This is a genomic window from Alkalilimnicola sp. S0819, assembly GCF_009295635.1.
Classification (GTDB): Bacteria; Pseudomonadota; Gammaproteobacteria; order Nitrococcales; family WHIW01; genus S0819.
The window spans coordinates 1-21,917 of record NZ_WHIW01000003.1 but is presented as its reverse complement, the minus strand read 5'-3'; the positions used below and the strand labels follow the sequence as shown (position 1 = coordinate 21,917).

23 protein-coding genes are annotated in these 21,917 nt (G+C 67.4%); 10 read left to right on the top strand and 13 right to left on the bottom strand.

Annotated elements, in window-relative coordinates:
* The first annotated feature begins 115 nt into the window (after nt 1-115).
* From xseA to GBG68_RS03085, 3 genes are all read left to right on the top strand, one after another.
* A complete protein-coding gene (gene xseA / locus GBG68_RS03090; RefSeq protein WP_152145489.1) occupies nt 116-1,489 on the top strand; it encodes an exodeoxyribonuclease VII large subunit in 1,374 nt (457 codons plus the stop codon).
* A gap of 114 nt (nt 1,490-1,603) precedes the next feature.
* Complete coding sequence (locus GBG68_RS14065) at nt 1,604-1,780, top strand: PA3496 family putative envelope integrity protein (protein ID WP_193222197.1); 177 nt, start codon at nt 1,604-1,606, stop codon at nt 1,778-1,780.
* Between the two features lie 78 nt (nt 1,781-1,858).
* Nucleotides 1,859-2,764, top strand: a complete 906-nt coding sequence (locus GBG68_RS03085) for a hypothetical protein (RefSeq protein ID WP_152145033.1) — start codon at nt 1,859-1,861, stop codon at nt 2,762-2,764.
* An 18-nt stretch (nt 2,765-2,782) separates the two neighbouring features.
* Here GBG68_RS03085 and GBG68_RS03080 read toward each other — a convergent pair whose 3' ends face one another.
* The gene (locus tag GBG68_RS03080; RefSeq protein ID WP_152145031.1) at nt 2,783-3,127 is read right to left on the bottom strand and encodes a DUF4112 domain-containing protein; all 345 of its coding nucleotides are present in this window, start codon (nt 3,125-3,127) and stop codon (nt 2,783-2,785) included.
* A gap of 25 nt (nt 3,128-3,152) precedes the next feature.
* On the bottom strand, nt 3,153-3,542 hold the full coding sequence (locus GBG68_RS03075; RefSeq protein WP_152145029.1) for a DUF2721 domain-containing protein: 390 nt from the start codon (nt 3,540-3,542) through the stop codon (nt 3,153-3,155).
* 170 nt (nt 3,543-3,712) lie between these two features.
* On the opposite strand from GBG68_RS03075, the gene GBG68_RS03070 reads away from it, so the two are divergent.
* Nucleotides 3,713-4,051: a hypothetical protein gene (locus GBG68_RS03070; protein WP_152145027.1), complete on the top strand. Its 339-nt coding sequence runs from the start codon at nt 3,713-3,715 to the stop codon at nt 4,049-4,051.
* 163 nt (nt 4,052-4,214) lie between these two features.
* Here GBG68_RS03070 and GBG68_RS03065 read toward each other — a convergent pair whose 3' ends face one another.
* Both GBG68_RS03065 and relA read right to left on the bottom strand, forming a co-directional pair.
* Nucleotides 4,215-6,080 (bottom strand): cation:proton antiporter, encoded by a 1,866-nt coding sequence (locus GBG68_RS03065; protein WP_152145025.1) that lies wholly within the window; start codon nt 6,078-6,080, stop codon nt 4,215-4,217.
* Nucleotides 6,081-6,145: 65 nt separating this feature from the next.
* On the bottom strand, nt 6,146-8,329 hold the full coding sequence (relA, locus tag GBG68_RS03060; protein WP_152145023.1) for a GTP diphosphokinase: 2,184 nt from the start codon (nt 8,327-8,329) through the stop codon (nt 6,146-6,148).
* Nucleotides 8,330-8,495: 166 nt separating this feature from the next.
* On the opposite strand from relA, the gene lexA reads away from it, so the two are divergent.
* On the top strand, nt 8,496-9,101 hold the full coding sequence (gene lexA / locus GBG68_RS03055; protein WP_152145020.1) for a transcriptional repressor LexA: 606 nt from the start codon (nt 8,496-8,498) through the stop codon (nt 9,099-9,101).
* 60 nt (nt 9,102-9,161) lie between these two features.
* The gene (imuA, locus tag GBG68_RS03050) at nt 9,162-9,962 is read left to right on the top strand and encodes a translesion DNA synthesis-associated protein ImuA (protein WP_152145018.1); all 801 of its coding nucleotides are present in this window, start codon (nt 9,162-9,164) and stop codon (nt 9,960-9,962) included.
* A 150-nt stretch (nt 9,963-10,112) separates the two neighbouring features.
* Here the strand turns inward: imuA and GBG68_RS03045 are convergent, their stop codons facing one another.
* The 7 genes from GBG68_RS03045 to GBG68_RS03015 form a co-directional block, all read right to left on the bottom strand.
* A complete protein-coding gene (locus tag GBG68_RS03045; RefSeq protein WP_152145016.1) occupies nt 10,113-10,862 on the bottom strand; it encodes an S-methyl-5'-thioinosine phosphorylase in 750 nt (249 codons plus the stop codon).
* Nucleotides 10,863-10,864: 2 nt separating this feature from the next.
* Nucleotides 10,865-11,422, bottom strand: a complete 558-nt coding sequence (locus tag GBG68_RS03040) for a hypoxanthine-guanine phosphoribosyltransferase (protein ID WP_152145014.1) — start codon at nt 11,420-11,422, stop codon at nt 10,865-10,867.
* 21 nt (nt 11,423-11,443) lie between these two features.
* Nucleotides 11,444-11,812 (bottom strand): peroxiredoxin, encoded by a 369-nt coding sequence (locus GBG68_RS03035; RefSeq protein WP_152145012.1) that lies wholly within the window; start codon nt 11,810-11,812, stop codon nt 11,444-11,446.
* 110 nt (nt 11,813-11,922) lie between these two features.
* Nucleotides 11,923-13,080: a mechanosensitive ion channel family protein gene (locus GBG68_RS03030; protein WP_152145009.1), complete on the bottom strand. Its 1,158-nt coding sequence runs from the start codon at nt 13,078-13,080 to the stop codon at nt 11,923-11,925.
* Between the two features lie 22 nt (nt 13,081-13,102).
* Nucleotides 13,103-14,146, bottom strand: coding sequence for a beta-N-acetylhexosaminidase (gene nagZ / locus GBG68_RS03025; protein ID WP_152145007.1), 1,044 nt, complete (start codon nt 14,144-14,146; stop codon nt 13,103-13,105).
* A 26-nt stretch (nt 14,147-14,172) separates the two neighbouring features.
* Nucleotides 14,173-14,670 (bottom strand): L,D-transpeptidase, encoded by a 498-nt coding sequence (locus GBG68_RS03020; RefSeq protein ID WP_152145005.1) that lies wholly within the window; start codon nt 14,668-14,670, stop codon nt 14,173-14,175.
* Entirely contained in the window at nt 14,663-15,139 is a 477-nt protein-coding gene (locus tag GBG68_RS03015; protein ID WP_152145003.1) for a CYTH domain-containing protein, read from the bottom strand. The genes GBG68_RS03020 and GBG68_RS03015 overlap by 8 nt, the downstream gene beginning before the upstream one ends.
* A gap of 69 nt (nt 15,140-15,208) precedes the next feature.
* Here GBG68_RS03015 and GBG68_RS03010 point away from each other — a divergent pair, with 69 nt between their 5' ends.
* The 3 genes from GBG68_RS03010 to GBG68_RS03000 all read left to right on the top strand — a co-directional run bounded on the left by GBG68_RS03010 (nt 15,209) and on the right by GBG68_RS03000 (nt 17,210).
* Nucleotides 15,209-15,667, top strand: a complete 459-nt coding sequence (locus GBG68_RS03010; RefSeq protein WP_152145001.1) for a YiiD C-terminal domain-containing protein — start codon at nt 15,209-15,211, stop codon at nt 15,665-15,667.
* Between the two features lie 126 nt (nt 15,668-15,793).
* Complete coding sequence (gpmA, locus tag GBG68_RS03005) at nt 15,794-16,486, top strand: 2,3-diphosphoglycerate-dependent phosphoglycerate mutase (protein WP_413463307.1); 693 nt, start codon at nt 15,794-15,796, stop codon at nt 16,484-16,486.
* Between the two features lie 4 nt (nt 16,487-16,490).
* Nucleotides 16,491-17,210, top strand: a complete 720-nt coding sequence (locus GBG68_RS03000; RefSeq protein WP_152144997.1) for an SDR family oxidoreductase — start codon at nt 16,491-16,493, stop codon at nt 17,208-17,210.
* A gap of 170 nt (nt 17,211-17,380) precedes the next feature.
* Here the strand turns inward: GBG68_RS03000 and GBG68_RS02995 are convergent, their stop codons facing one another.
* Nucleotides 17,381-18,166 carry a 3-hydroxybutyrate dehydrogenase gene (locus tag GBG68_RS02995; RefSeq protein WP_152144995.1) on the bottom strand — a complete coding sequence of 262 codons (786 nt, stop codon included), beginning with the start codon at nt 18,164-18,166 and terminating at the stop codon, nt 17,381-17,383.
* A gap of 386 nt (nt 18,167-18,552) precedes the next feature.
* Here GBG68_RS02995 and GBG68_RS02990 point away from each other — a divergent pair, with 386 nt between their 5' ends.
* The gene (locus GBG68_RS02990) at nt 18,553-20,520 is read left to right on the top strand and encodes an acetoacetate--CoA ligase (RefSeq protein WP_152144992.1); all 1,968 of its coding nucleotides are present in this window, start codon (nt 18,553-18,555) and stop codon (nt 20,518-20,520) included.
* Nucleotides 20,521-20,556: 36 nt separating this feature from the next.
* Here GBG68_RS02990 and GBG68_RS02985 read toward each other — a convergent pair whose 3' ends face one another.
* Nucleotides 20,557-21,531 carry an integron integrase gene (locus GBG68_RS02985; RefSeq protein ID WP_152144990.1) on the bottom strand — a complete coding sequence of 325 codons (975 nt, stop codon included), beginning with the start codon at nt 21,529-21,531 and terminating at the stop codon, nt 20,557-20,559.
* Between the last annotated feature and the right edge of the window lie 386 nt (nt 21,532-21,917).

Below are 21,917 nucleotides of genomic sequence, written 5' to 3'. Positions count from 1 at the left end.
CGCGGCGGGCGGGGCACTGATGGCCACGATGGGTGGCGCGGACACCTGGGCTCAGGGTTTTCGCGACCATGCGCCGCTCCTGCAGGGGGGCCGCCGCCGCTGCTATGATGCGCCCATGCAAAGCCCGAACCCCGACCAACGCCCGGACATCTACACCGTTACCCGCCTCAACGAAGAGGCCCGCGCGCTGCTGGAAACCGGCCTGCCGCTGCTGTGGGTGGAGGGTGAGATCTCCAACCTGGCCCGACCCGCTTCAGGGCATATCTATTTCACTCTCAAGGACAGCGGCGCGCAGGTGCGCTGCGCCATGTTCCGCGGACGCAACCAGCTGCTGCGCTTCGCGCCGCGCAACGGCGAGCGGGTTTTACTGCGAGCCAAGGTCAGCCTCTACCCGGCCCGGGGTGATTACCAGCTCATCGTGGAGCACATGGAATCCGCCGGTGATGGTGCCCTGCGCCGGGCCTTCGAACAGCTGCAGGCCCGGCTACAGGCGGAAGGCCTGTTCGACCCCGCCCACAAGCGCCCCCTACCTGCCATGCCCCAACGCCTGGGGGTGATCACTTCGCCCAGCGGGGCGGCCATCCGCGATGTGCTCAGTGTGCTCAAACGCCGCTACCCGCGGCTGGAAGTGCTGATCTACCCGGTGCCGGTGCAGGGGGAAGGTGCCGCTCGGCAGATCGCCGAGGCCATCGCCCTGGCCGATGCCCGCCGAGAGGTGGACCTGCTGCTGCTCACTCGCGGCGGCGGCTCGCTGGAAGACCTCTGGGCCTTCAACGAGGAAGACGTGGCCCGGGCGCTGTACGCCTGCGAGCTGCCCACGGTGAGCGCCGTGGGCCACGAGGTGGACTACAGCATCGCCGATCTGGTGGCGGACCAGCGCGCCGCCACGCCCTCGGCGGCCGCGGAGCTGATCAGCCCGGACGGCGCGGCCTGGTTGCGGCGCTTCGTCCAGCTGGAGCAGCAGCTGCGCAATCTGCAGCGGCGCCAGCGCCAACGCCAGCACGAGCGCCTGCAGTGGCTGACGCACCGCCTGCGCCAGCTCCACCCGGGTCGCCGGCTGCAGGACCATGGCCAGCGCCTGGATGAGCTGGAGCAGCGCCTGCGGCGGGCGCTGCAACTGCAGCTAAGCGGCCTGCATCAGCGCCTGGCGGGCCTGAATGAGCGACTCGGCGGCTGCTCGCCGGCCGAACGTATTGGCCACGCGCGGGAGCGGCTTCAGGCCCTGGCCCGGCGCCAGCAGCGACAGATGCAGCAGGAACTGCATCAGCGCCGGCTGCGCCTGCGGGGGCTGGCCGGGGAGCTGAATGCCATCAGCCCGCTGGCGACCCTGCAGCGCGGTTACGCCATTGTCCACGATGCCGAAGGTGGCGTGCTGCGCCGCGCCGCCCAGGCACGTTCCGGGGACGCGGTGGTGGCCCGGCTCAGCGACGGCAGCCTGCACTGTGTGGTGGGCTCGGTGCGGCTGAACGAGCCCGGCGAACAGGACTGAATTCCAGCCCCGGGCCGCCGAGCTTTGCGCCCTTTCACGGCCGAGGTATTTTTCTGTTTGCGGCGGCCGGTTTTCGGTGTATACAGCTCTCGAATATCTCGGGAGTTTATACACATGGGTGATGACTACGACGCCGACACCTGGGATGGCGAGGACGAGGGCGTAGGCGAGGACATCCTGCCGCCCCCTCGCCACAATGCCGGCGCCCGGCCGGACAGCCGCCGCGCCATAGAGGCCATGCAGGAGGAACGCCGCCTGCGTCAACTGCTGGAGGACGAATACAGCTTCTAGTGAAACACTGATGCTTGCGGGGCGGCCAGGCCGCCCCCAGCTTCCGGGTACGCACCGCCGCCCCGGGAGAAGACCGCTATGGCCAGGCCTGGGCCCCCGACCCCACATCGCCCCCCCAACGAGACCGCCTCCAGCGGCACCGCGCTTGATGATGCAAACCCGGGCGCTGGCAGCCCCCATGGGGCCAGCCTGCAACGCTATTACCGTCGTATCGCGCCCCGCCTGCTGCTGCACGCCCAAGGTCGGTTCGTCACGCCGATCACCTCAGCCCCGATCAACGGTGGCTCGCCGGCCGAGGTACCGATGACGCCGCTTTGTCTGGCCGAGCGCCGCGATCTGCTGAAACTGTGCGCCGCCGGCGCGGTGGCCTTTCACGCCCCCACCAGCCGGGCCGACGCGCCGGAGTGCCCGGATCAGCTGGTGTACGCCCTGGCGGGCGGCCAGGGCGATTTCGAGGCACTGAAGACCGCCGCCGCCACGTTGGCGGATCTACTGGAAGAACTGGACCTGTGCGCCTACCCGATGCTGGACGGGCTGGGCGGGCTGCAGTTGCGCGTGCCGCTGGACGCCCGCGCCGACTATCCCGCCACCCGGGCGCTGGCCCGCAGGCTTGCCCGGGCCATGGAGTTGCGGGACTCGACGCGCTACAGCGCCCGTCCTGCCCCCGCGGGCGAGCGTCTGTTCATCGATTACCGGCTCAATGAGCGGGACAGCCGCCCGGTGCTGCCCTACAGCCTGCGCCCGGCCCCGGGCTGGCCCGTGGCCGCACCGCTCAACTGGGAAATGCTCGCCGATCCCGACCTGGACGGACGCGGCCTGAGCCGCCACCGGGTCATGCACTGGCCCCAGGGGCCGGACCCCTGGGCCGACGACCCCTGGGCCGACGACCCCTGGGCCGGCGACCCCTGGGCGGGTTACGCCGGACAGGCCGGCTCCGTGGCCCAGGCCCATGCGCGGCTGGACCGCTCCGCGACCACGGTGTGAGCTCTACGCCTCGCACCTTCACCCGCCATGGCGTTGCAGGTGTCGTCGCAGCAAGCGCAGGTTGCGCCGGTTGGCCTTGAAGAAGAAATCAAACGCGTCCCCCAGCAGCGGCACGCTGCCGAGCAGCACATCCAACCCCACATTGGCGGCCATGCGCAACAGCACCGTGCGCGGCGCTCCCATGCGCCAGGCGCGCAGCACGATCCAGGCGCTCAGCCCCCCGGTGGCCAGATCTCCCGCCCCCGGAATCAACCCGATCAAGCCGTCCAACCCGAAACGCCAACGGGTGCCGGGGACCCGCAGACTGCTGTCGAGCAACCTCGCCAACCGATCGAGCTCCCGCAACTGCGCCTCGGTACCCATACGATGCTGGATGGGGCAGCGCGGCTCATTCTTCCAGATCGGACAACTGCAGATGCAGCGCCTGCACCGAGATCTGGATCTCGCGTATGGAGATCCCCAGAGAAATGATCAACAACAGCAGGCTGACGCCGAAGAGATACTTGGCGATCAGCGCCTGGCCGGCGAACAGCAGGAACATGCACAGCACGCACAGCAGCAGGCTGGCCACCCCCGCCGCCTGCATATTGCGGATCAACAGCACCCGCCGGCGCAGATTGTCGATCTGACCGCGCAGATTACTGTCGCGGTGGCTGCGATAGCGGGTCTGCAGATCGCGAATCAGTGCGGCGAGGGCCAGAAAGCGGTTGGTGTAGGCGAGCAGCAGCAGGGAGATGGCCGGAAACAGCAGCGCCGGCGTGGCCATGGAGAAGTCCATCGAAAACCGTCCTGTACCGTATACCGAACCAGAGGTGTCGCGCCTTCCGACTGCAGGAGCGGCCCATGGCCGCGATGCATTATTCCCCCGGCGCGCGCCAGGGAAATCGCGGCCACCTGCCGCTTCTGCAGGGAAGCGTTCACAAGTATGGGGTGCCCATGAACTGTCGCATGATAGTACTGCTGTTCGCCACTACGCTGACTGCCTGCGCCGCCCAACCCCGCCTCTTCGACGACTGGCGCATCAGCGGCGCGCTGGACCTGGCCCATTCCGATGTCCGCATCTTCATCAACGGCGAGCAGGTGGTGCACGGCCCGCTGCGCGGCCAGGACTCTCCGCCACTGCCCTTCAGCTCACCGGCGGTCTTCCCCCTGCGCGGCGAGTACCGGGGCCACAGCATCAGCGTGGCATGCGGGCAGCTGCCCTATACCGCCGACCCCTATTGCCGGGTTTACGTGGATGGCCAGATGGCGAAGATGTTGTCGTTCTACCTGCAGGAGGCGGAATAACGGCCCAGGGACGCCGACAAACGCCGGCGGCGCGAAGACCCCGGGTCCCCGCCCGCCCGGCCCGGCGGGTGGTACCGGCAAAATCCTCCTGGTGCCACCCGCCCGTAACCGCGATGCGGCCGAAGGCGGCATCGAGAATGCCCTGGGGCTTATGCGCCCTGGCTCACCCCGGCATGCGGGGTTTCGGCTCCTCCCCCGGCGCCAGCTCCGCCTCGGCCCCGGCCAGGCCACGGCGTTCCCGCTGTATCTTCGGTGAGACAAAGGCCAGCATCACATCCCCCGGCTGGGGCTTGAGCGGGTATTCCGCCTGCTGAAACTGCACGCGCCCGGCCCGCAGCAGGGCGAGCGGCATGGCATTGTCATCCATCTCGGTGAAGTAGCTCTCGGCCGGGTAGTCCTCGGTCAAGCGGGTCTTCTGGAAGCGCCAGCCCTGGTAGTGCAGGCGCAGCAGTTCCTCGTAGCGGGCGTCTCGCCCATAGAGTACCCGGCCCTTCAGGGTGCGGCGCATCTCCCGGGGCTGCTCCTCGACGGAGGTGGGCAGCTGGAAGACGTTCTCGCGGCCGAAGGTGTTGATGAAGCGCGAACAGACCAGGGCGTTGTAGGCGTCGTTGTCGGTGAGCGCCAGCAGGTAGCCGATGTCGCTCAGGTCCAGTCGCTCCTCGGCGTCCTCGGAGAGAATCTCGCCGTAGTAGTAGCGCAGCCCCCCCAGTCGAGCGCCACGCAGGCGCGACCAGGAGGGGTCAGCGACCATCACCGACACGTCCAGCTTCTGAAGGGTGCTGGCGAATTCCACGCTCCAGGGGGTGGCGCCGACGATCAGCACGCCACGGCGCTCGGACGAGGCCAGGTCCAGCACCCGGGCAAGCTTGTCCAGCGAGAAGCCATGCACGATCACGGTGAGCAGCACCAGGGCGAAGATCAAGGGCATCAGCAATTCCGCCTGAGCATAGCCGGCGGCCACCATCTCGGGGCCGAACACACCGGCCACCGCCGCGGCGACGATGCCCCGGGGCGCGATCCAGGCCACCAGCAGCCGCTCTCGCCAGGTCATGTCGCTGCGCACGGTGGCCAGCAGCACCGCCGCCGGGCGCACCAGGAAGAGCACCGCGGCGAGCAGCGCCGCCGCCCGCCAGTCCAGCAGCCGCAGGGTCTCGGGGGTGATATTGGCGGTGAGCAGGATGAACACCGCGGAGACCAGCAGTACGGTGAGATATTCCTTGAAGCGGCGCACTTCCTCGATATCCGCCAGCCCCCGATTGGCCAGCACGATGCCGAACACGGTCACCGCCACCAGCCCCGCCTCGTGCTGCACCTGGTTGCTGAGCAGAAAGCTCAGCAACACCGCCATCAGCAGCACCAGAGGCTTCAGGTATTCGGGCACCCAGTGGCGGATGAAGGCCAGCGCAATCAACTGCGCTCCCAGCCAGCCGAGCGCCACACCAACGCCCAGACCCAGCGCCAAGCCCCCGAACACGCTCACGCCAAAGCCCGGACCGCTGCCCACGGAATGGAAGTACTGAAACACCAGCACCGCGAGCATCGCACCGATGGGGTCGTTGATGATGCCCTCCCACTTCAGGTAGGAGGCGGGCCGGCGGCGCAGCCCGGCGCTGCGCAGCAGCGGGATGATGACCGTGGGGCCGGTGACCACGATGATCGCGCCGAACACCAGCGCCACGGGCCAGCTCAGGCCGCCGATATAGTGGGCCGCCAGGCTGCCCAGCAGCCAATTGAAGGGCAGCGCCGGGAACAACAACCGGCGCACGCCGCTGGAGGCCACGCGGAATTCGTGCCAGCGCAGGCTCAGGCCGCCCTCGAAGAGGATGATGGCCACACACATCTGCACCACCGGCTGGGTGAGCTCCCCCAAGTCCCGGGCGGGCACCATCCAGCCGAATACCGGGCCCGCCAGCAGGCCGAACACGCAAAGCAGCACGATGGCGGGCCAGCGCAGCCGCCAGGCGAGCCACTGGGCGCTGATGCCCAGCACCGCCACCAGAATCAGGGCCGTGGTGAGATGGCTGTTCATAGAGTCTTTGTTATTACCGTTCGCTCGGGGCTGCGCAGATTAGCATGAGAGCGACGTCGCCGCCCTCAGCCACGGCGGCGCACATCCATGACGTTGCGCAGCGCGCCGATACGGTCCATCAGGCGGCTGAGCTGGGCCACGTCCTCGATCTCCACGGTCAGATCCATGTGCGCCAGATGCTCACGAGCGTCGGTGCGCGTGTTGATGCCCAGCACATTGATCCGGTCGTTGCTGAGAATGGCGGAGATATCGCGAATCAGGCCTTGGCGGTCGTGGGCGCGCACATGAATCTCCACCGGGTAGCGACGCTCTCCCGGGCGGCTCCAGCTCACATCGATCAACCGCTCCGCCTCGCTCTCGCGCAGCCGCTGCAGGGTCGGGCAGTTGCCCCGGTGCACCGTCACCCCCTGGCCGCGGGTGATGAAACCGACGATGGCATCGCCCGGCGCGGGCCGGCAGCAGCGGGCCAGACGGGTGAGCAGGTTGCCCACCCCGTAGATGCTCACATCGTCCCCGGGGCCGCTGCGACTGGGCGGGCGGGTGTGCAGCTCGGGCTCCGGCGCGGGCAGCAGCTGCTCGCTCAGGTACTGGGCGATCTGTCCGCCGGTGATCTCCTGGCGGCCGATGGCGGCCAAAAAATCATCCACCTTGGGGAAGCGCGGATTCTTCTGCGCCAGACGCTCCAGGTTCACATCCTGCACCCCCAGCCGGTGCAGCTCCCGATCCAGAATGGCGCGACCGGCGCTGATGTTCTTGTCGTGGTCCTGCTGGCGGAACCAGGTCCGGGCCTTGGCCCGGGCACGGCTGGTGCCCAGGTAACCCCGGCTGGGATTGAGCCAGTCGCGGCTGGGGGTGCTGGCGGGATGGGTGAGGATCTCCACCTGGTCGCCGTTGCGCAGCGGCTGGGTGAGCGGTGTCATGCGGCCGTTGATCTTCGCCCCACGGCAGTGATGACCGATGTCACTGTGGATGTAGTAGGCGAAATCCAGCGCCGTCGCGCCCCGGGGCAGGTCCAGGATGCGCCCCTTGGGGGTGATGGCGTAGACCCGGTCCTCGAAGACCTCGCCCTTGAAACGGTCCAGCAGGTCCTCGCCCTCCTCCGGGCCGCTCTCCAGCAGCTGGCGCAACCAGGCGAGCTTGCGCTCGAAATCCGCATCGCGGCTGCCGCCTTCCTTGTAGCGCCAGTGGGCGGCGATGCCCAGCTCCGCCTCCTGGTGCATCTGCCGGGTGCGAATCTGCACCTCGAAGGCCATGCCGCCGGGGCCGATCACCGCGGTGTGCAGGGAGCGGTAATTGTTCTCCTTGGGGGTGGCGATGTAGTCGTCGAATTCCTTTGGGATATGCCGCCACAGTCCGTGCACCACGCCCAGCGCCGCGTAGCAGGCGGGCACGTCATGCACCATCACCCGCAACGCGCGGATATCGTAGAGCTCGTTGAAGTCGAGCTGCTTGCGTTGCATCTTCTTCCAGATGCTGTAGAGGTGCTTGGGCCGGCCTCGGACCTCAGCCTCGACACCGGCCTCCGCCAGGGCGGCCTGCAGGGTCTGGCGGATCTCGGCGATGTAGGCCTCGCGGTCGCGGCGCTTTTCGGCGAGCTGCTTGGCAATGCGCTTGTAATTGGCCGGCTCCAGGTAGCGGAAAGCCAGATCCTCCAGCTCCCACTTGAGCTGCCAGATACCCAAGCGGTTGGCCAGCGGCGCGTAGATATCGCGCACCTCCTGGCCCAGGCGCCGACGCTCGTCCTCCGGGAGCCCCTTCGCCAGACGCAGCTCTTGCAGGCGCTCGGCCAGGGTGATGAACACCACCCGCACATCCCGCGCCATGGCCAACAGCATCTTGCGCAAAGGCTCGGCCCGGTCCTCGGCGCCGGCCTCGGCGTGCTCGGGCAACTGTTCGATCAGGCGCATGCGCCCGGTGCCTTCCACCAGCGCCGGCAAGGCGGTGCCGAAGCGCCGGCGCAGAGCTTCCAGTTCAGCCTCGGAAATATCCTTCAGCAGGGCCGCGGCGATGGTCTCCACATCGAGACGCAGCTCGGCGACGATGGTGGCCACCGCCAGGGCATGGCGGAAGGCGATTTCGCCATTCTCGCGCAGGCGCTCGCCGTAGCTGGCGTCGGCGGTCTGCCAGGCCATATGCAGGAAGGTGCGCTCCTCGCCCTGCAGGGGCACCGGCAGATGCGCCGCCCATTGCTCGAAGCCGACCTCGCCGCGATTGATCAGTTCATGGGCCTGGCTGTTGATGCTGACCATGCTGAGCCCCGTGGCCGTGGAAAAGGCGGAGTTTATCACCCCACGAACGGCGGCACTTGCCCAGCCAGCAGCACCACTGTATAAATACACAGGTCGAGACGATTTCCCCCGCAGGCACGGCCGTGAGCCGCGCCTGCGGGACGGAACCCAAAACAGGGAGACAGCCATGCAACAGCTCACCCCCCGGCAGCAGCAGATACTGGAGCTGATCCGCGGCTTCATCGCCGATACCGGCTACCCGCCCACCCGGGCGGAAATCGCCCGCACGCTCGGCTTCCGCTCGGCCAATGCCGCCGAGGAGCATCTGCGGGCGCTTGCCCGCAAGGGCATGATCGAGCTGCGGGCCGGCGCTTCCCGGGGCATACGTCTGCTGGAGAAGGAACCGGAAGAGCCCGGCCTGCCGGTGATCGGCCGGGTGGCCGCCGGCAGCCCCCTGCTCGCCCAGGAGCACGTGGAGCGCCACTGCCCGCTGGCCCCCGAGCTGTTCCAGCCGGCGGCCGATTATCTGCTGCGGGTGCGGGGCATGAGCATGCGCGATGCGGGCATTCTCGACGGCGATCTGCTCGCCGTGCACCGCAGCCACGAGGCTCGCAACGGCCAGATCGTGGTGGCCCGGCTGGACGACGAGGTCACCGTCAAGCGCTTCGAACGCCAGGGCTCGCGGCTGCGGCTGCTGGCGGAGAACCCGGATTTCGCCCCGATTGAAGTCGACTTGAGCCGCGAGCCGGTCACCATCGAGGGCCTGGCCGTGGGCGTGATCCGGAACATGTAAGGCAGCGGCTCGCCGCAGGCAAGAAGAAACACCGCCCCGGTCGGGGCAAGCGAGGTAGCGATGAACAGCGCCGTGGAAGAACTCCTGCAGCAACCGGGCATCTGGCGCGCCAATGCCCCGGCCCGCAACACGGGCCTGGAGCACGTGAGCAGCGGCTTTGACTCCCTGGACGCCTGCCTGCCCGGCGGCGGCTGGCCGCTGGGGGCGGTCACCGAGATCCTGCACGGGCAATCGGGCATCGGCGAGCTGCGCCTGCTCATGCCCGCGCTGGTGGAACTGACCCGGCGCGGGCGCTGGGTGGCGCTGATCGCCCCGCCCCACATTCCCTACGCCCCGGCGCTGGCCGCCTACGGGCTGGACTTGTCCCGGCTGCTGCTGGTGCATCCGCGGGCCGAGTCCGACGCCCTGTGGGCGGTGGAACAGGCCCTGCGCGCCGGCACCTGCGGCGCGGTGCTCGCCTGGCCCAGGCGCCTGGACGAGCGCAGCCTGCGCCGCCTGCAGCTGGCCGCCGAGGCCGGCAACAGCTGGAGCCTGCTGTTCCGCGATGTCCGCAGCGCCGAGCAGCCCTCCCCCGCCGCGCTGCGGCTGCAACTGGAAGAGCGCAAGGGCAAGACCTTGGTACAGCTGCTCAAGTGCCGTGGCGGCCACGCCGGGCAGCATCTGCTGCTGGATCTGGAACGGGATGTGCGCCTGCCGGCGACGGAAGCCCCGGCCGTGGAGCAGCCGGTGGCCGAGAAACCGGCCCGGCGTCCTCGGCGTGCCGCCCCGCGGCCGCTGAGCCGACCGCCTGCGCCGGCGGGCACGCCGCAGCTGGACCTGCCGCTGGCCGGCGGGGCCCCAAGGCGCGGACGGCGGCGGTAGGGGGGCATTACACCGCAGAGACGCAGCGGTACGCAGCGAAAACCCAACGACAGCCATAAGGCCATGGCTGTCGCCCGCCTGCCCCGTGTCTTTTTTCCGCGTCGCTTCTCGCGCCTCCGCGTCTCTGCGGCAAACCCATTCGAGCCTGGATCAAAGCGCCGGAATCAAGGCCCCCAGCAAGGTCTTCACCCGCTCCATCCCCACGCTGAGATTGCCTTCGATCTCTTCCATGGTGACCTCGTCCCCCTGCAGACCGGCGGCCCAGTTCACGCTGACCGCGCAGGCGGCATAGCGCAGGCCCGCCTCCCGGGCCAGGGCCGCTTCGGGCATGCCGGTCATGCCGACCATATCGCAGCCGTCGCGCCGCAGGCGGCGGATCTCGGCGGCGGTTTCCAGGCGCGGACCCTGGGTGGCGCCGTAGGTGCCGGCACCCTGGTACGGAATCTGGCCCGCCTCCGCCGCGGCCATCATGCGCCGACGCAGCTCCTCGTCGTAGGGGTGGGTGAGGTCCACGTGGGTAACGTGGGCCAGATCATCCTCGAAGAAGGTATGCTTGCGCGACCAGGTGTAGTCGATGATCTGGTCGGGAAAGGCGAGGCTGCCCGGGGTGAGCGCTTCGTGGATCGCCCCCACGGCGGCCACGGCCAGCACCCGGCCCACCTTCAGGTGCTTGAGCGCCCAGATGTTCGCCCGGTAGTTCACCCGGTGGGGCGGAATGGTATGCCCATAACCGTGACGCGCCAGGAACATCACTTCCCGCCCGTGCAACACCCCATGGGTGACGGGCCCGGAGGGGTCGCCGTAGGGCGTGTGCACCACTTCCCGGTGGGTGATTTCCAGCCCCGGCAGCCGGGTGAGGCCGGTGCCGCCGATGATTGCCAGCGAAGTATCCGTGGTCACGCTCAATCCTCCTGGGCGGCGTAGATGCCGGGCAGGTTCCGGCACAGCCCCTTGTAGTCCATGCCGGCGCCGAAAACGTAGCGATCGTCCACCTCCAGGCCGACGAAATCCGCTTGCAGGTTCTGGAAACGCCGCTCGTGGCGCTTGTCCACCAGCACCGCACTCAGCACCTCTTTCGCACCCTGGGCGCGGCAGTCATCGAGTATGCCGGCCAGGGTGTGGCCCTCGTCGAGAATGTCGTCGATCACCAGCACGGTGCGCCCGGCCAGCGGCGCCTGGGGACGGGCCAGCCACAGCAGTTCGCCGCCACTGGTCTCGCCGCGGTAGCGGGTGGCGTGGATGTAGTCCATTTCCAGAGGGAAGCGCAACTGAGGCAGCAGCTTGCCGGCGGGGATCAGCCCCCCCACCATGACGGTGAGTACCAGCGGCATGCTCTGCGCCAGGCGCTCGCTGATCTGCTCGGCCATGCGGGTGATGGCCAACTCCACCGCCGCCCCGTCGTGGAGCAGCTCGGCGGCGCGCAACACCGCCTCGGCCTGTTCGGAACGCGCCAGCGTCATGCCCTTCCCCTTGAATTGTTGTCAGTAGGTGAACGTCACCGTTTCGTCGTCCATGGCTTCGCTGATGACGTAGGCGCCGCCCACGATCTCGGCGACCTCGGCGATGAACTCCTCGCCGTAGAGTTCCACCACCGAGGTGCCTACCTTGAAGGTGACCCCTTCCTCGTGGGCTTCGCGGATCATCTGATAGGCATTCTTGCCGCATTTGTCCCCGATCTCGACCCGCTCCGCCGCGCCGGGCAGCGCCAGTCGACCGGTGACACCGGCAAAGATCACTTCCACGTCATATTCCATGCTCGCCGCCACCGCCGCCTGACGCAGCGGCACACCCACGCCGGGTCCGCAGTCAGGATCGATATTGGCCATCACAATCAGTAATTTGTTCGCCATGCGCCATCTCCCGGATTCCGCCGGTGTGCCAAGGGGGCTGGCATTATAGGGATGCGCCACCACACTAACCACCCCGACCAAGCGCTCGAGCCCCGGGAGCGCGCGGATCACTACCCCCGGGCTTCTCGGGGCACACTGCCGTTCTCGCCGATCTGCGCATCCCCGAGCATGCGCAGCGCCTCGGGCACGTGCACCGTGGAAGTGGGGAAGGCGATCTCGGCACCGTGCTCATCGATGATGCGCATGATGCGCAGCAATACGTCCTGCTTCACCGTGTGGTACTTCACCCAGTCCACCGTCTTGGTGAAGGTGTAGATGAAGAAGTCCAGGGAGGAGGCCCCGAAGCTGTTGAAGGCGACGATCAGGGTGCGCTGTTCGGTTTCCATATCCTCATGATCGATGAGCATCTGGCGCACCGCCGTGACGATGGATTCCATCTGCTCCCAGTCGTCGTAGCGTATGCCGATGGTCTCGTTGATACGCCGGTTGTACATGCGCGAGGGGTTCTCCAGCGCGATGCTGTTGAACACCGAGTTGGGCACATAAAGCGGGCGCTGGTCGAAGGTACGGATGGTGGTCAGCCGCCAGCCGATGTTCTCCACCGTGCCCTCGATGTTCCGGTCTGGGGAGCGCACCCAGTCGCCCACCGAGAAGGGCCGGTCCAGGTAGATGGTCAGGCCGCCGAAGAAGTTGGAGAGCAGGTCCTTGGCGGCGAAACCCACTGCGATGCCGCCGATGCCGCCGAAGGCCAGCACGCCGGAGATGCTGAAGCCCAGCGTCTGCAGGGCCACCAGCAAAGCGATGATGGTGATGGCCAGGCGCACCAGCTTGCCCATGGCGTCCACCGTGGTGTAATCCAGCGGCTCCCCCCGTTCCCGGCGCCGGGTGATGATGTTCTCTTCCACACCGCGCACCAGACGCAGCAGGAACCAGGCCATCATGGCGATCACGGCGATCTGGCGCGCCGGGGCGACGTAGTCGAAGATCGCCGCCGGCACCGCCAGGGTGCGCTGCAGCACTTCCACGGCGAAGGCCACGCCCAGAATCCAGATCAGCCAGTACAGCGGCGAGCGCAGGGCCTGAACCACCGCATCGCCCCAGCGAAAGCCCTTGCGCTGGAACTTGGCCTGCAGCCGGCGCAGCGCCAGGCCGGCCATGAAGTTCACCAGCACCGCGACGAACAACACCACGGCAAGCTGCACGACCAGCATGCCCTGCCCTTCCAGGCCCAGGCTACGGGATAGAAAATCCTGCAAATCCTTCCACATAGGTAATTCTCTTGATGTCTTGTCAGAGGTTCAGTTGGCGCTCGGCGGAGCGCGCGCAAGCGTCTACCGCGCGGCGGGCCTCGGCCCATTCGCGGCTCGCCCTCAGGGTCGCCCAGTCGGGGGACTGGCGGCCGTGCAGGCGGGCGAGACGCATGGCGGCCACCGGCTCGGGGGCCCACATGGCGCGCATGACCGGCTCGACTTGCTCCAACTCATTGCACAGCAGCAGCATATCGCAACCGGCCGAGAGTGCCGCCCGAGCCCGAGCCGGCATATCGCCAATCACCGCCGCACCGGCCATGCCCAGATCATCGCTGAACACCGCGCCCTGGAAGCCGATCTGGTTGCGCAGCACGTCCTCGATCCAGAACGCGGAGAAGCTGCCGGGCTTCGGGTCGCATTGGCTGTAGACCACATGGGCCATCATCATGCCCTCCAGCCCCGTGTGGCAGAGCTGCTCGAAGGGGCGCATGTCCTCCATCACCAGATCTTCGGCCCGGCGCTCGTCCACCGGCAGCTCCAGGTGGGAGTCCGGCGCCACCGACCCGTGGCCCGGGAAGTGCTTGCCGGTGGCGCTCATGCCAGCCCGGTGCATGCCGCGCACATAAGCCTGGGCCAGCTCACCGATGGCTTCGGGGTCGGCGTGGAAGGCCCTGTCCCCGATCACGCTGCTCACACCCCGGCCCAGATCCAGTACCGGCGCGAAGCTCAGGTCCACCCCTACGGCCCGCAACTCGGCGGCCATCAGCCAACCGCTCTGCTCGGCCCAGCCCAGGGCCTGCTTGCGGTCCCGGTCCCAGGCGGCGCCCAGATCCGCCAGCGGCGGCAACTCGGTGAACTCGCCCCGGAAGCGCTGCACCCGGCCGCCCTCCTGGTCCACCGCGATCAGCAGCGGCGGGCGACGCAGGGCGTGGATCTCGTCGCACAGGGCGCGCAGTTGCGCCACGGATTCGTAATTGCGGGTGAACAGGATCACCCCGCCGATCTTCGGCTGGCGCAGCAGCTCGGTCTCGGCCGCGGTGAGCCGGGTGCCGGCGATGCCGACCATCAATTGTCCCAAGGACATGGAAACTCCTTCATGGAGACACGGGTTCATTCATGCAGATAAACGGGCGTGCCCGCGGGCACCCGATCGAACAGCGCGATGAGCTCGGCGTTGCGCATGCGCACGCAGCCCTTGGAGAGCGGCCTGCCCATGGGAAAGGTATCCGGGCAGCCATGGATATAGATGTAACGGCGCATGCTGTCCACATCCCCCAAACGGTTGCGCCCCGGCTCCAGGCCGCTCAGCCAGAGGATGCGGGTGAGGATCCAGTCCCGCCCGGGCTGCTCGCGGCCCAGCGCCTCATCGTAGACCTCGCCGGTGGGCCGCCGAGCGCGAAACACCGTGCCCGCGGGCAGCCCCGCGCCGATCCGCGCCCGCACCCGGTGCCAGCCCCGGGGCGTGCAGCCGCTGCCCTCGCGCTCGCCCGGGCCGTTGACGGCCGTGGATACGGCGTGCTCCGCGAGCACGGCCTCGCCCTCACGCAGAATCAGGCACTGAGCGCCCAGATCCACCTCGATCCAGCGCCCCCGGGTCAAGTCACTCATCGCGCCACTCACGGTACGGATGCTTCACGAGCATCACATTGTAATAGCGCGCCTCCCCCGAGACCTCCGCACCCAACCACCCGGGGCGGGCGAAGGGCTCGTCCTCATGGGCAAGCTCGATCTCGGCCACCCGCAGGCCGGCGTTGTCGCCGTGGAACTCGTCAATCTCCCAGGTATGCCCCTGGTGTTCGACATAATGCCGGGTCTTCTCGATCAGCGGCCCCTCGCACAGGGTGTCGAGCATCTCGCGGGCGTCAGCGAGCGGGATCGGGTACTCGTACTCCGCCCGGCGCACGCCGAGCGTCACGCCCTTGATGTTGAGATTGGCCTGCTCGCCCTCGATGCGCACCCGCACCGAGGCCTGGCGCGCACCGAGCAGATAGCCCTGCGCGAAGGCCACACTGCGCTGCACGGCGCCGCGCCAGTCCTCGTTGAGCAACAGAAACTTGCGCTCGATTTCTTCCGCCATGGGCACCTCCGATGGCCATCTTAACCCGCAGGCCTCGCCCCGTCCGCGTTTGCAGTAGAATCCACCCCCATGGACAAAGTGCAATTGCAGGCCGCGCTGCATCGACTGATACCACTGAGCGCCGCCATGGGCCTGGAGGTGGAGCGCCTGGAGCCCGAGTGCCTGGTACTGGGCGCGCCACTCGCGCGCAACCACAACCACAGCGGTCAGGGCTTCGCCGGGGCGATCTACTCCCTGGCGAGCCTGGGCGGCTGGGCCATGCTGTACCGGCTGGTGCAGGAGCGAGGCCTGAGCGCCAGGCTGGTGCTGGGCGAGGCGCGCATTCGCTACAGCCGACCGCTGGAAGATGACTTGCGGGTGCGAGTGGCGCTGTCGCTGACCGAACAGCGGGCACTGGTGGCAAGGCTCGAGAATGGGCGCACGGCGCGACTGACCTTGCGACTGAGCATCCCGGATACCGAGGCGCCCGCGGCCGTTTTCCACGGGGAGTATTTCGCGAAACCGGAGGCACCAGCCACTCCCGGATAGAAGCGGCCGGGGCCGATGCAGCCTCGCGATGCGTGCCTGTCGGGTTCAACGCCGACCCCCAACTGCTACAATGCCCGCCCCGATTCGCCACGCACTTTACGGATAGGAACAACACGCATGAAACGCCTGGTCCTGATTCGCCACGGGCAAAGCCAGTGGAACCTGGAAAACCGCTTCACCGGCTGGGTGGATGTGGATCTGTCGGACAAGGGGCGCGAGGAGGCCGCCGCCGCCGGCGCCCTGCTCGCCGAGCACGGCTACCGCTTCGACATGGCGTTCTGCTCGGTGCTCAAACGCGCCATCCGCACCTGCTGCGCCTGCCTGGACGCGCTGGACCAGCTCTATATTCCGGTGGTCAAGGACTGGCGCCTGAACGAGCGCCACTACGGTGGGCTCACCGGGCTGAACAAGGCCGAGACGGCGCAGAAGTACGGCGACGAGCAGGTGCACATCTGGCGTCGCAGCTTCGACACTCCGCCCCCGGCGCTGGACGCGGACGACGAGTATCACCCGCGCTTCGACCCGCGCTACGCCCACCTGCCCCCCGAGCAGCTGCCCGCCACCGAGTCCTTGAAGATCACCCTGGAACGGGTACTGCCCTACTGGGAATCGGACATCGTGCCGGCCCTCCAGCAGGCCGACTCCATCCTCATCGCCGCCCACGGCAACAGCCTGCGCGCACTGATCAAGCATCTGAGCGGCGTCTCCGACGAGGACATCACCAGTGTGGAGATCCCCACCGGCGACCCGTTGGTCTACGAGCTCAACGATGATCTTTCCGTGATCCGTCGCTACTACCTGCGCGAGGAATCACGCTGAGCCAATGAGCGAGCGCATTGCCCTGATCAGCGGCGGCAACCGGGGGCTGGGGCTGGAGACGGCCCGGCAGCTCGCCCGCCACGGCCTGCGGGTGGTCATCACCAGCCGCGAGGGCCTGGCGGGCAAGGCCGCCGCGGACAAGCTGCAGAGCGAGGGCCTGCGAGTCAACTATCTGCCCCTGGATCTCAACCGCCCCGGCTCCGCGGCGAAGCTTGCCGAGGAGTTGGCGCTGCAGCACCGACGCCTGGACGTGCTGGTGAACAACGCCGGCCTCTTCCCCGAAGGCTCGCCGGACAAACCGCAGCATTCCAGCCTGCTGGAAATGGAGCCGGGCACCCTGCGCGAGACCCTGGAAGTGAACCTGTTCGGCGCCATCGAGCTGTGCCAGCGCCTGCTGCCGCTGATGCGACGCAATGGCTACGGACGCATCGTCAACGTCTCCAGCCAGCTGGGGCAACTCGCGCATATGCGCGATGGCTTCCCCGCTTACCGGATCTCCAAGACCGGGCTGAACGCGGTCACCCGCATGCTCGCCGCCGAGCTGCAGGGGGAGAACATCCTGGTGAACAGTGTCAGCCCCGGCTGGGTGCGTACCCGTATGGGCGGGCCGAATGCGCCACGCACGCCGGCGGAGGCCGCGCAAGGGATCGTATGGGCGGCGACGCTGGCGGACGACGGGCCCAGCGGGGGCTTCTTCGAGAACGGGCAGCGGTTGGAGTGGTGAGCAGGGAGGCGCTGAGGGATACAGCGCGTTAGCGATGTGGGGGCGGGTGAAAGCCCGCGATTCTTTTCCGCGAACATGGAGCGGAGGGAGCACTCGCGGCCATGAGCCGCGCCTGTGCGGGAACAAGGGGCCGGTGGGCCCCTTTCCTTTTTGCAGACTGTGAGCGGCGGTTACTGGGCGGTCCAGCCGCCGTCCACGGGCAGGGCCGTGCCGGTCATAGCGGACGCCGCATCGGAGGCGAGGAAGCTCGCCAGGGCGCCGATCTGTTCGGGCTGCACGAAGGTCTTGGAGGGCTGCTTGTGGCGAACCAGCTCCACCTTGGCTTCGTCAATGCTCAGGTTCTCCCGCGCGCCCAGATCCTTGATCTGCTGCTCGATCAGCGGGGTCAGCACCCAGCCGGGGCAGATGGCGTTGCAGGTGATACCCCGATCGGCATTCTCCAGCGCCACCACCTTGGTCAGGCCGACGATGCCATGCTTGGCCGCCACATAGGCCGCCTTGTTCACCGACGCCACCAGGGCGTGCACCGAACCGGTGTTGATGATCCGGCCCCAACCCTGCTTCTGCATATGAGGCAGCGCGGCCTGAATGGCGTGGAAGGCCGAGGAGAGGTTGATGCCGATGATCGCATCCCACTTGGCCCGCGGGAAATCCTCGGTGGCGGCGGTGTGCTGAATACCGGCGTTGTTCACCAACACGTCCACCCCGCCCAGCTCACGAATGGCCTCTTCGACCATGGCCTGGATCTGATCCGGATCACTCATGTCGGCGGGCGAGAAACGGGTCTGCACCCCGAACTCCTGTGCCAGCTCGCTCGCCAGGGCATCGCCCTCTTGCCGCGAAACCAGGCCGTTGATCATCAGCTTTGCGCCATCCGCGGCCAGTGCGCGGGCCACCGCCAGACCGATACCGCTGGTGGACCCGGTCACTACCGCCGTTTTTCCTGCCAAGGACATGCTATTCACTCCTCCCGAGAGTTTTTATTCAAAGGTCGATGGGTGCGCGGCCAGAGGAGACCAAGCTGATTATGAACCGGCTACCGCCGGCCCTTTATTGTATTGATCAGCCGCGCTGTCACGGGGCAACCCACCCCGCAGCAAAACCCCGCCAGTATGCCACCCAGACCGTGCTGCCACCAGCACCGCACCGAGCTTGACGCGCCACCACCGCGACACTTATGTTTGCAGGCGTCGGGCACAAGAGCCGCAAAGGCCAACCCGCCGTCTCCCGCTCGCGATCCATTCGATCACAGGTCGACCTGACCCACCTTGGCCTCCGCCTGTACACGGAGGACGGGCAGCGTTTGACCGCATGCTGACGAGACACCGAAGGTAGGAGCCGAATGAGCACTGAATTCCCCATCCTGCGCACGCCCAGCGAGGCCGAAGTCACCCATAGCAACATGGCCCGCTACATGCGCTGGCTCACGGAACGGGGGCACGGTGAGTTCCGCGACTACGCCCAGCTTCACGCCTGGTCGGTGCGCAACATCGAGGCCTTCTGGCAGAGTATCTGGGACTACACGGGCGTGATCGCCCAGCAGCCCGCCGAGCGGGTACTGGGCAAGCGCGAGATGCCCGGCGCCGAGTGGTTTCCCGGCGCACGCCTGAACTTCGCCGAGAACCTGCTGCGCGAAGCGCTGCACGGCGACCCGAACAAGACCGCCATGGTGGCGCGCTCCGAGACCCGCGAGCGCTTCACCCTGACCTACGGCGAGCTGCTGGCTCAGGTGGGTGCGCTGGAAGCTTATCTGCGCTCGCGCGGCATTGGCCAGGGCGACCGGGTGGCGGGCCTGGTGGCCAACACCCCCGAGGCCATCATCGCCCTGCTCGCCTGCGCGAGCATCGGCGCGATCTGGTCCTCGGCCTCGCCGGATTTCGGTGTCAACGGCGTGCATGACCGCTTCGGGCAGATCGAGCCCAAGGCGCTGATCGCGGTGAATGGCTACGGCTACGGCGGCAAGACCTTCTCGCGCATCGAACAGGTCAACGAGCTGCGCCAGCGCATCCCGTCCATCGAGACCGTGGTGTACATTGAGAACCTGCCTGGCGAAGCCATTCCCGGCGACGAGAGCACCGTGAGCTGGAGCGAAGCCCAGGCGGCGGGCGCCGGCCAAAAGCCGACTTTCACCCCCCTGCCCTTCGACCAGCCGGTGTACATCCTGTATTCCTCCGGCACCACCGGCGTGCCCAAGTGCATCGTCCACGGTGCCGGCGGCGCGCTGCTCCAGCACAGCAAGGAGCTGATGCTGCACGGTGACATTCGCCGCGAGGACGTGTTCTTCTACTTCACCACCTGCGGCTGGATGATGTGGAACTGGCTCGCCTCGGGCCTGGTCACCGGCGCCGAGCTGGTCATTTTCGACGGCAACCCGGCTTACCCCGGCATCGATGCGCTGTGGCAGATGGCCGAGGAAGAGAAGGTCACCCACTTCGGCACCAGCGCGAAGTTCCTGGGCGGTTGTCGTAATGCCGGCCTGAAGCCGGGTGAGGACCATGACCTCTCGGCCCTGCGGGTGATCTTCTCCACCGGCTCGCCGCTGCTGCCCGAGGATTACGACTGGGTGTACAGCGCGGTGAAACAGGAGCTGATGCTGGCCTCCATTGCCGGCGGCACCGATATCGTGTCCTGCTTCGTGGGCGGCTCGCCGCTGGTGCCCGTGCGACGGGGCGAGATCCCGGCCAAGGGGCTGGGCATGGACGTGAAGGCCTATGACGATGACGGCCACGAGGTCGTCAACGCGCGCGGCGAACTGGTCTGTACCCAGCCCGCGCCCTGCATGCCGGTGGCCTTCTGGAATGATCCGGACATGGCCAAGTACAAATCGGCCTACTTCGAGACCTTCCCCGGCGTGTGGGCCCATGGGGATTACATCCTGTTCAACGAGCACGGCGGCTCGGTGATCTATGGGCGCTCTGACGCCACCCTGAACCCGGGCGGCGTGCGCATCGGCACCGCCGAGATCTACCGCCAGGTGGAAACGCTGGACCAGATCGCCGACAGCATCGTGGTGGGCCAGCCCTGGGATGGGGATGTGCGCGTGGTGCTGCTGGTGGTGATGAACCCGGGGCAGCGCCTCACCGAGGAGTTGCAGAAGGAGATCCGCACGCGAATTCGCCAGGGCGCGAGCCCCCGCCACGTGCCGGCGAAGATCGTGGAGGTCAGCCAGATCCCGTACACCCGTTCGGGCAAGAAGGTGGAGATCGCGGTGGCGAAGATCCTGCGCGGCGAGGCGGTGAAAAACCGCGAGGCGCTCACCAACCCCGAGGCGTTGGACGAAGTCGCGGCGCTGGAAGAGCTCAAGCACTAGCCCGCTGGTAGGCGGCGCCCGGCCCCGGGCGTCGACCTATCCGCCGCTCAGCACCGCACCCAGCGGGCTGACCACCGCCATCCCGCCGCGTTGCAGCACGTGGGTGTAGATCTGCGTGGTACGCAGATCCGCATGGCCCAACTGCTCCTGCACCGTGCGTATGTCCGCGCCGCGCTCCAGCAGGTGGGTGGCGAAGGAGTGGCGCAGGGTGTGGCAACTGGCCGGCTTGGCGATACCGGCCCGCCGGACGGCATTCTTCACCGCCTTTTGCACGCTGCTTTCGGCGAAATGGTGCCGACGCCGCACCTCGCTGCGCGGGTCATGGCTGAGCTGGTTCGCGGCAAACACATACTGCCAGGCCCACTCCTCTGGGGCGCTGGGATATTTTCGCGCCAGCGCATGGGGCAGATAGACGCTGCCGACGCCGTCAGCCAGATCCTGCTCGAACAGGGTGCGCCGAGTCTGCAGGTGTCGGCGCAAGGGCAGGCAAAGATCCTCCGGCAGGGTCACGATACGGTCCTTGCGCCCCTTGCCATCGCGCACGTAGATCGCGCGGTGGGTGAAATCCAGATCCTTTACCCGTAATCGCACACTCTCCAGCAGCCTTAGACCCGAGCCGTACTGCAGGCAGGCGATCAACCAATGCGCGCCCCGAAGGGCCGCGAGCAGCCGGCGTACCTCGTCGTGGGTGAGGACAACCGGCAGTTTCGGCCTGTGGGTCGCCCGAACCACCTGCGGCAGCCCTTCCAGGGGCCGTTCGAGCACCTTGGCGTAGAGAAAGACCAACGCGTTCAGGGCCTGATTCTGCGTTGCGGGCGCCACGTGGCGCTCTACGGCCAGGTAGGTGAGGAATTCACCCACCTCCGCCTCAGCCATATCCGCCGGGTGGCGCTTGCCCTGGTAGTTGATGTAGCGACGAATCCAGGCGAGGTAGGCCTGTTCGGTGCGAATGCTGTAGTGCCGAACGCGGATGGCGCGTCGCACCCTTTCAAGGAACGGTGACTGCCCCATTCCCCTAGCCTCCTTATTCGTCGCGATGAAGATTGTGTCTCCATTCAGTGGGTGGCGAGCGCTCGGAGCACAATGCCCGTTCGGTTCCGTCTAATCCGCAACGCGGCCACAGGTGGCCCACGCCGAACCGGGGGGTAACGTCGTGGCGCTAGTGGCATCGGGCTGGTATGTTGCGAGTAAAGATAATCAAGCGGGGGGCATGCTCCGCTGCGGGTTAGGTGGAAGGTCTCCGTGTTTAAACAGGGAATGTTTCCGTCTACTCACTGTTAGAGTGCCAGCATGAAGATCGGCGCTAGCAGAGAACAATTAGAACGTGCCAGTCGGTTGATTCAACCACTAGTGCTATACGTACTGGCAGCTATGTGTTGGTCATGGTACGAAGGGGC

Coding starts and splice junctions, on each gene's coding strand:
- lexA (WP_152145020.1), top strand. CDS start 8,496: ATGCAACAGCTCACCCCCCGGCAGCAGCAGATACTGGAGCTGATCCGC.
- GBG68_RS02990 (WP_152144992.1), top strand. CDS start 18,553: ATGAGCACTGAATTCCCCATCCTGCGCACGCCCAGCGAGGCCGAAGTC.
- GBG68_RS03020 (WP_152145005.1), bottom strand. CDS start 14,670: ATGAGTGACTTGACCCGGGGGCGCTGGATCGAGGTGGATCTGGGCGCT.
- GBG68_RS03030 (WP_152145009.1), bottom strand. CDS start 13,080: ATGTGGAAGGATTTGCAGGATTTTCTATCCCGTAGCCTGGGCCTGGAA.
- relA (WP_152145023.1), bottom strand. CDS start 8,329: ATGGTCAGCATCAACAGCCAGGCCCATGAACTGATCAATCGCGGCGAG.
- nagZ (WP_152145007.1), bottom strand. CDS start 14,146: ATGTCCTTGGGACAATTGATGGTCGGCATCGCCGGCACCCGGCTCACC.
- GBG68_RS03085 (WP_152145033.1), top strand. CDS start 1,859: ATGGCCAGGCCTGGGCCCCCGACCCCACATCGCCCCCCCAACGAGACC.
- GBG68_RS03070 (WP_152145027.1), top strand. CDS start 3,713: ATGATAGTACTGCTGTTCGCCACTACGCTGACTGCCTGCGCCGCCCAA.
- GBG68_RS14065 (WP_193222197.1), top strand. CDS start 1,604: ATGGGTGATGACTACGACGCCGACACCTGGGATGGCGAGGACGAGGGC.
- GBG68_RS03010 (WP_152145001.1), top strand. CDS start 15,209: ATGGACAAAGTGCAATTGCAGGCCGCGCTGCATCGACTGATACCACTG.
- GBG68_RS02985 (WP_152144990.1), bottom strand. CDS start 21,531: ATGGGGCAGTCACCGTTCCTTGAAAGGGTGCGACGCGCCATCCGCGTT.
- GBG68_RS03015 (WP_152145003.1), bottom strand. CDS start 15,139: ATGGCGGAAGAAATCGAGCGCAAGTTTCTGTTGCTCAACGAGGACTGG.
- GBG68_RS03035 (WP_152145012.1), bottom strand. CDS start 11,812: ATGGCGAACAAATTACTGATTGTGATGGCCAATATCGATCCTGACTGC.
- GBG68_RS03065 (WP_152145025.1), bottom strand. CDS start 6,080: ATGAACAGCCATCTCACCACGGCCCTGATTCTGGTGGCGGTGCTGGGC.
- GBG68_RS03080 (WP_152145031.1), bottom strand. CDS start 3,127: ATGGGTACCGAGGCGCAGTTGCGGGAGCTCGATCGGTTGGCGAGGTTG.
- xseA (WP_152145489.1), top strand. CDS start 116: ATGCAAAGCCCGAACCCCGACCAACGCCCGGACATCTACACCGTTACC.
- GBG68_RS03075 (WP_152145029.1), bottom strand. CDS start 3,542: ATGGACTTCTCCATGGCCACGCCGGCGCTGCTGTTTCCGGCCATCTCC.
- imuA (WP_152145018.1), top strand. CDS start 9,162: ATGAACAGCGCCGTGGAAGAACTCCTGCAGCAACCGGGCATCTGGCGC.
- GBG68_RS02995 (WP_152144995.1), bottom strand. CDS start 18,166: ATGTCCTTGGCAGGAAAAACGGCGGTAGTGACCGGGTCCACCAGCGGT.
- GBG68_RS03000 (WP_152144997.1), top strand. CDS start 16,491: ATGAGCGAGCGCATTGCCCTGATCAGCGGCGGCAACCGGGGGCTGGGG.
- GBG68_RS03040 (WP_152145014.1), bottom strand. CDS start 11,422: ATGACGCTGGCGCGTTCCGAACAGGCCGAGGCGGTGTTGCGCGCCGCC.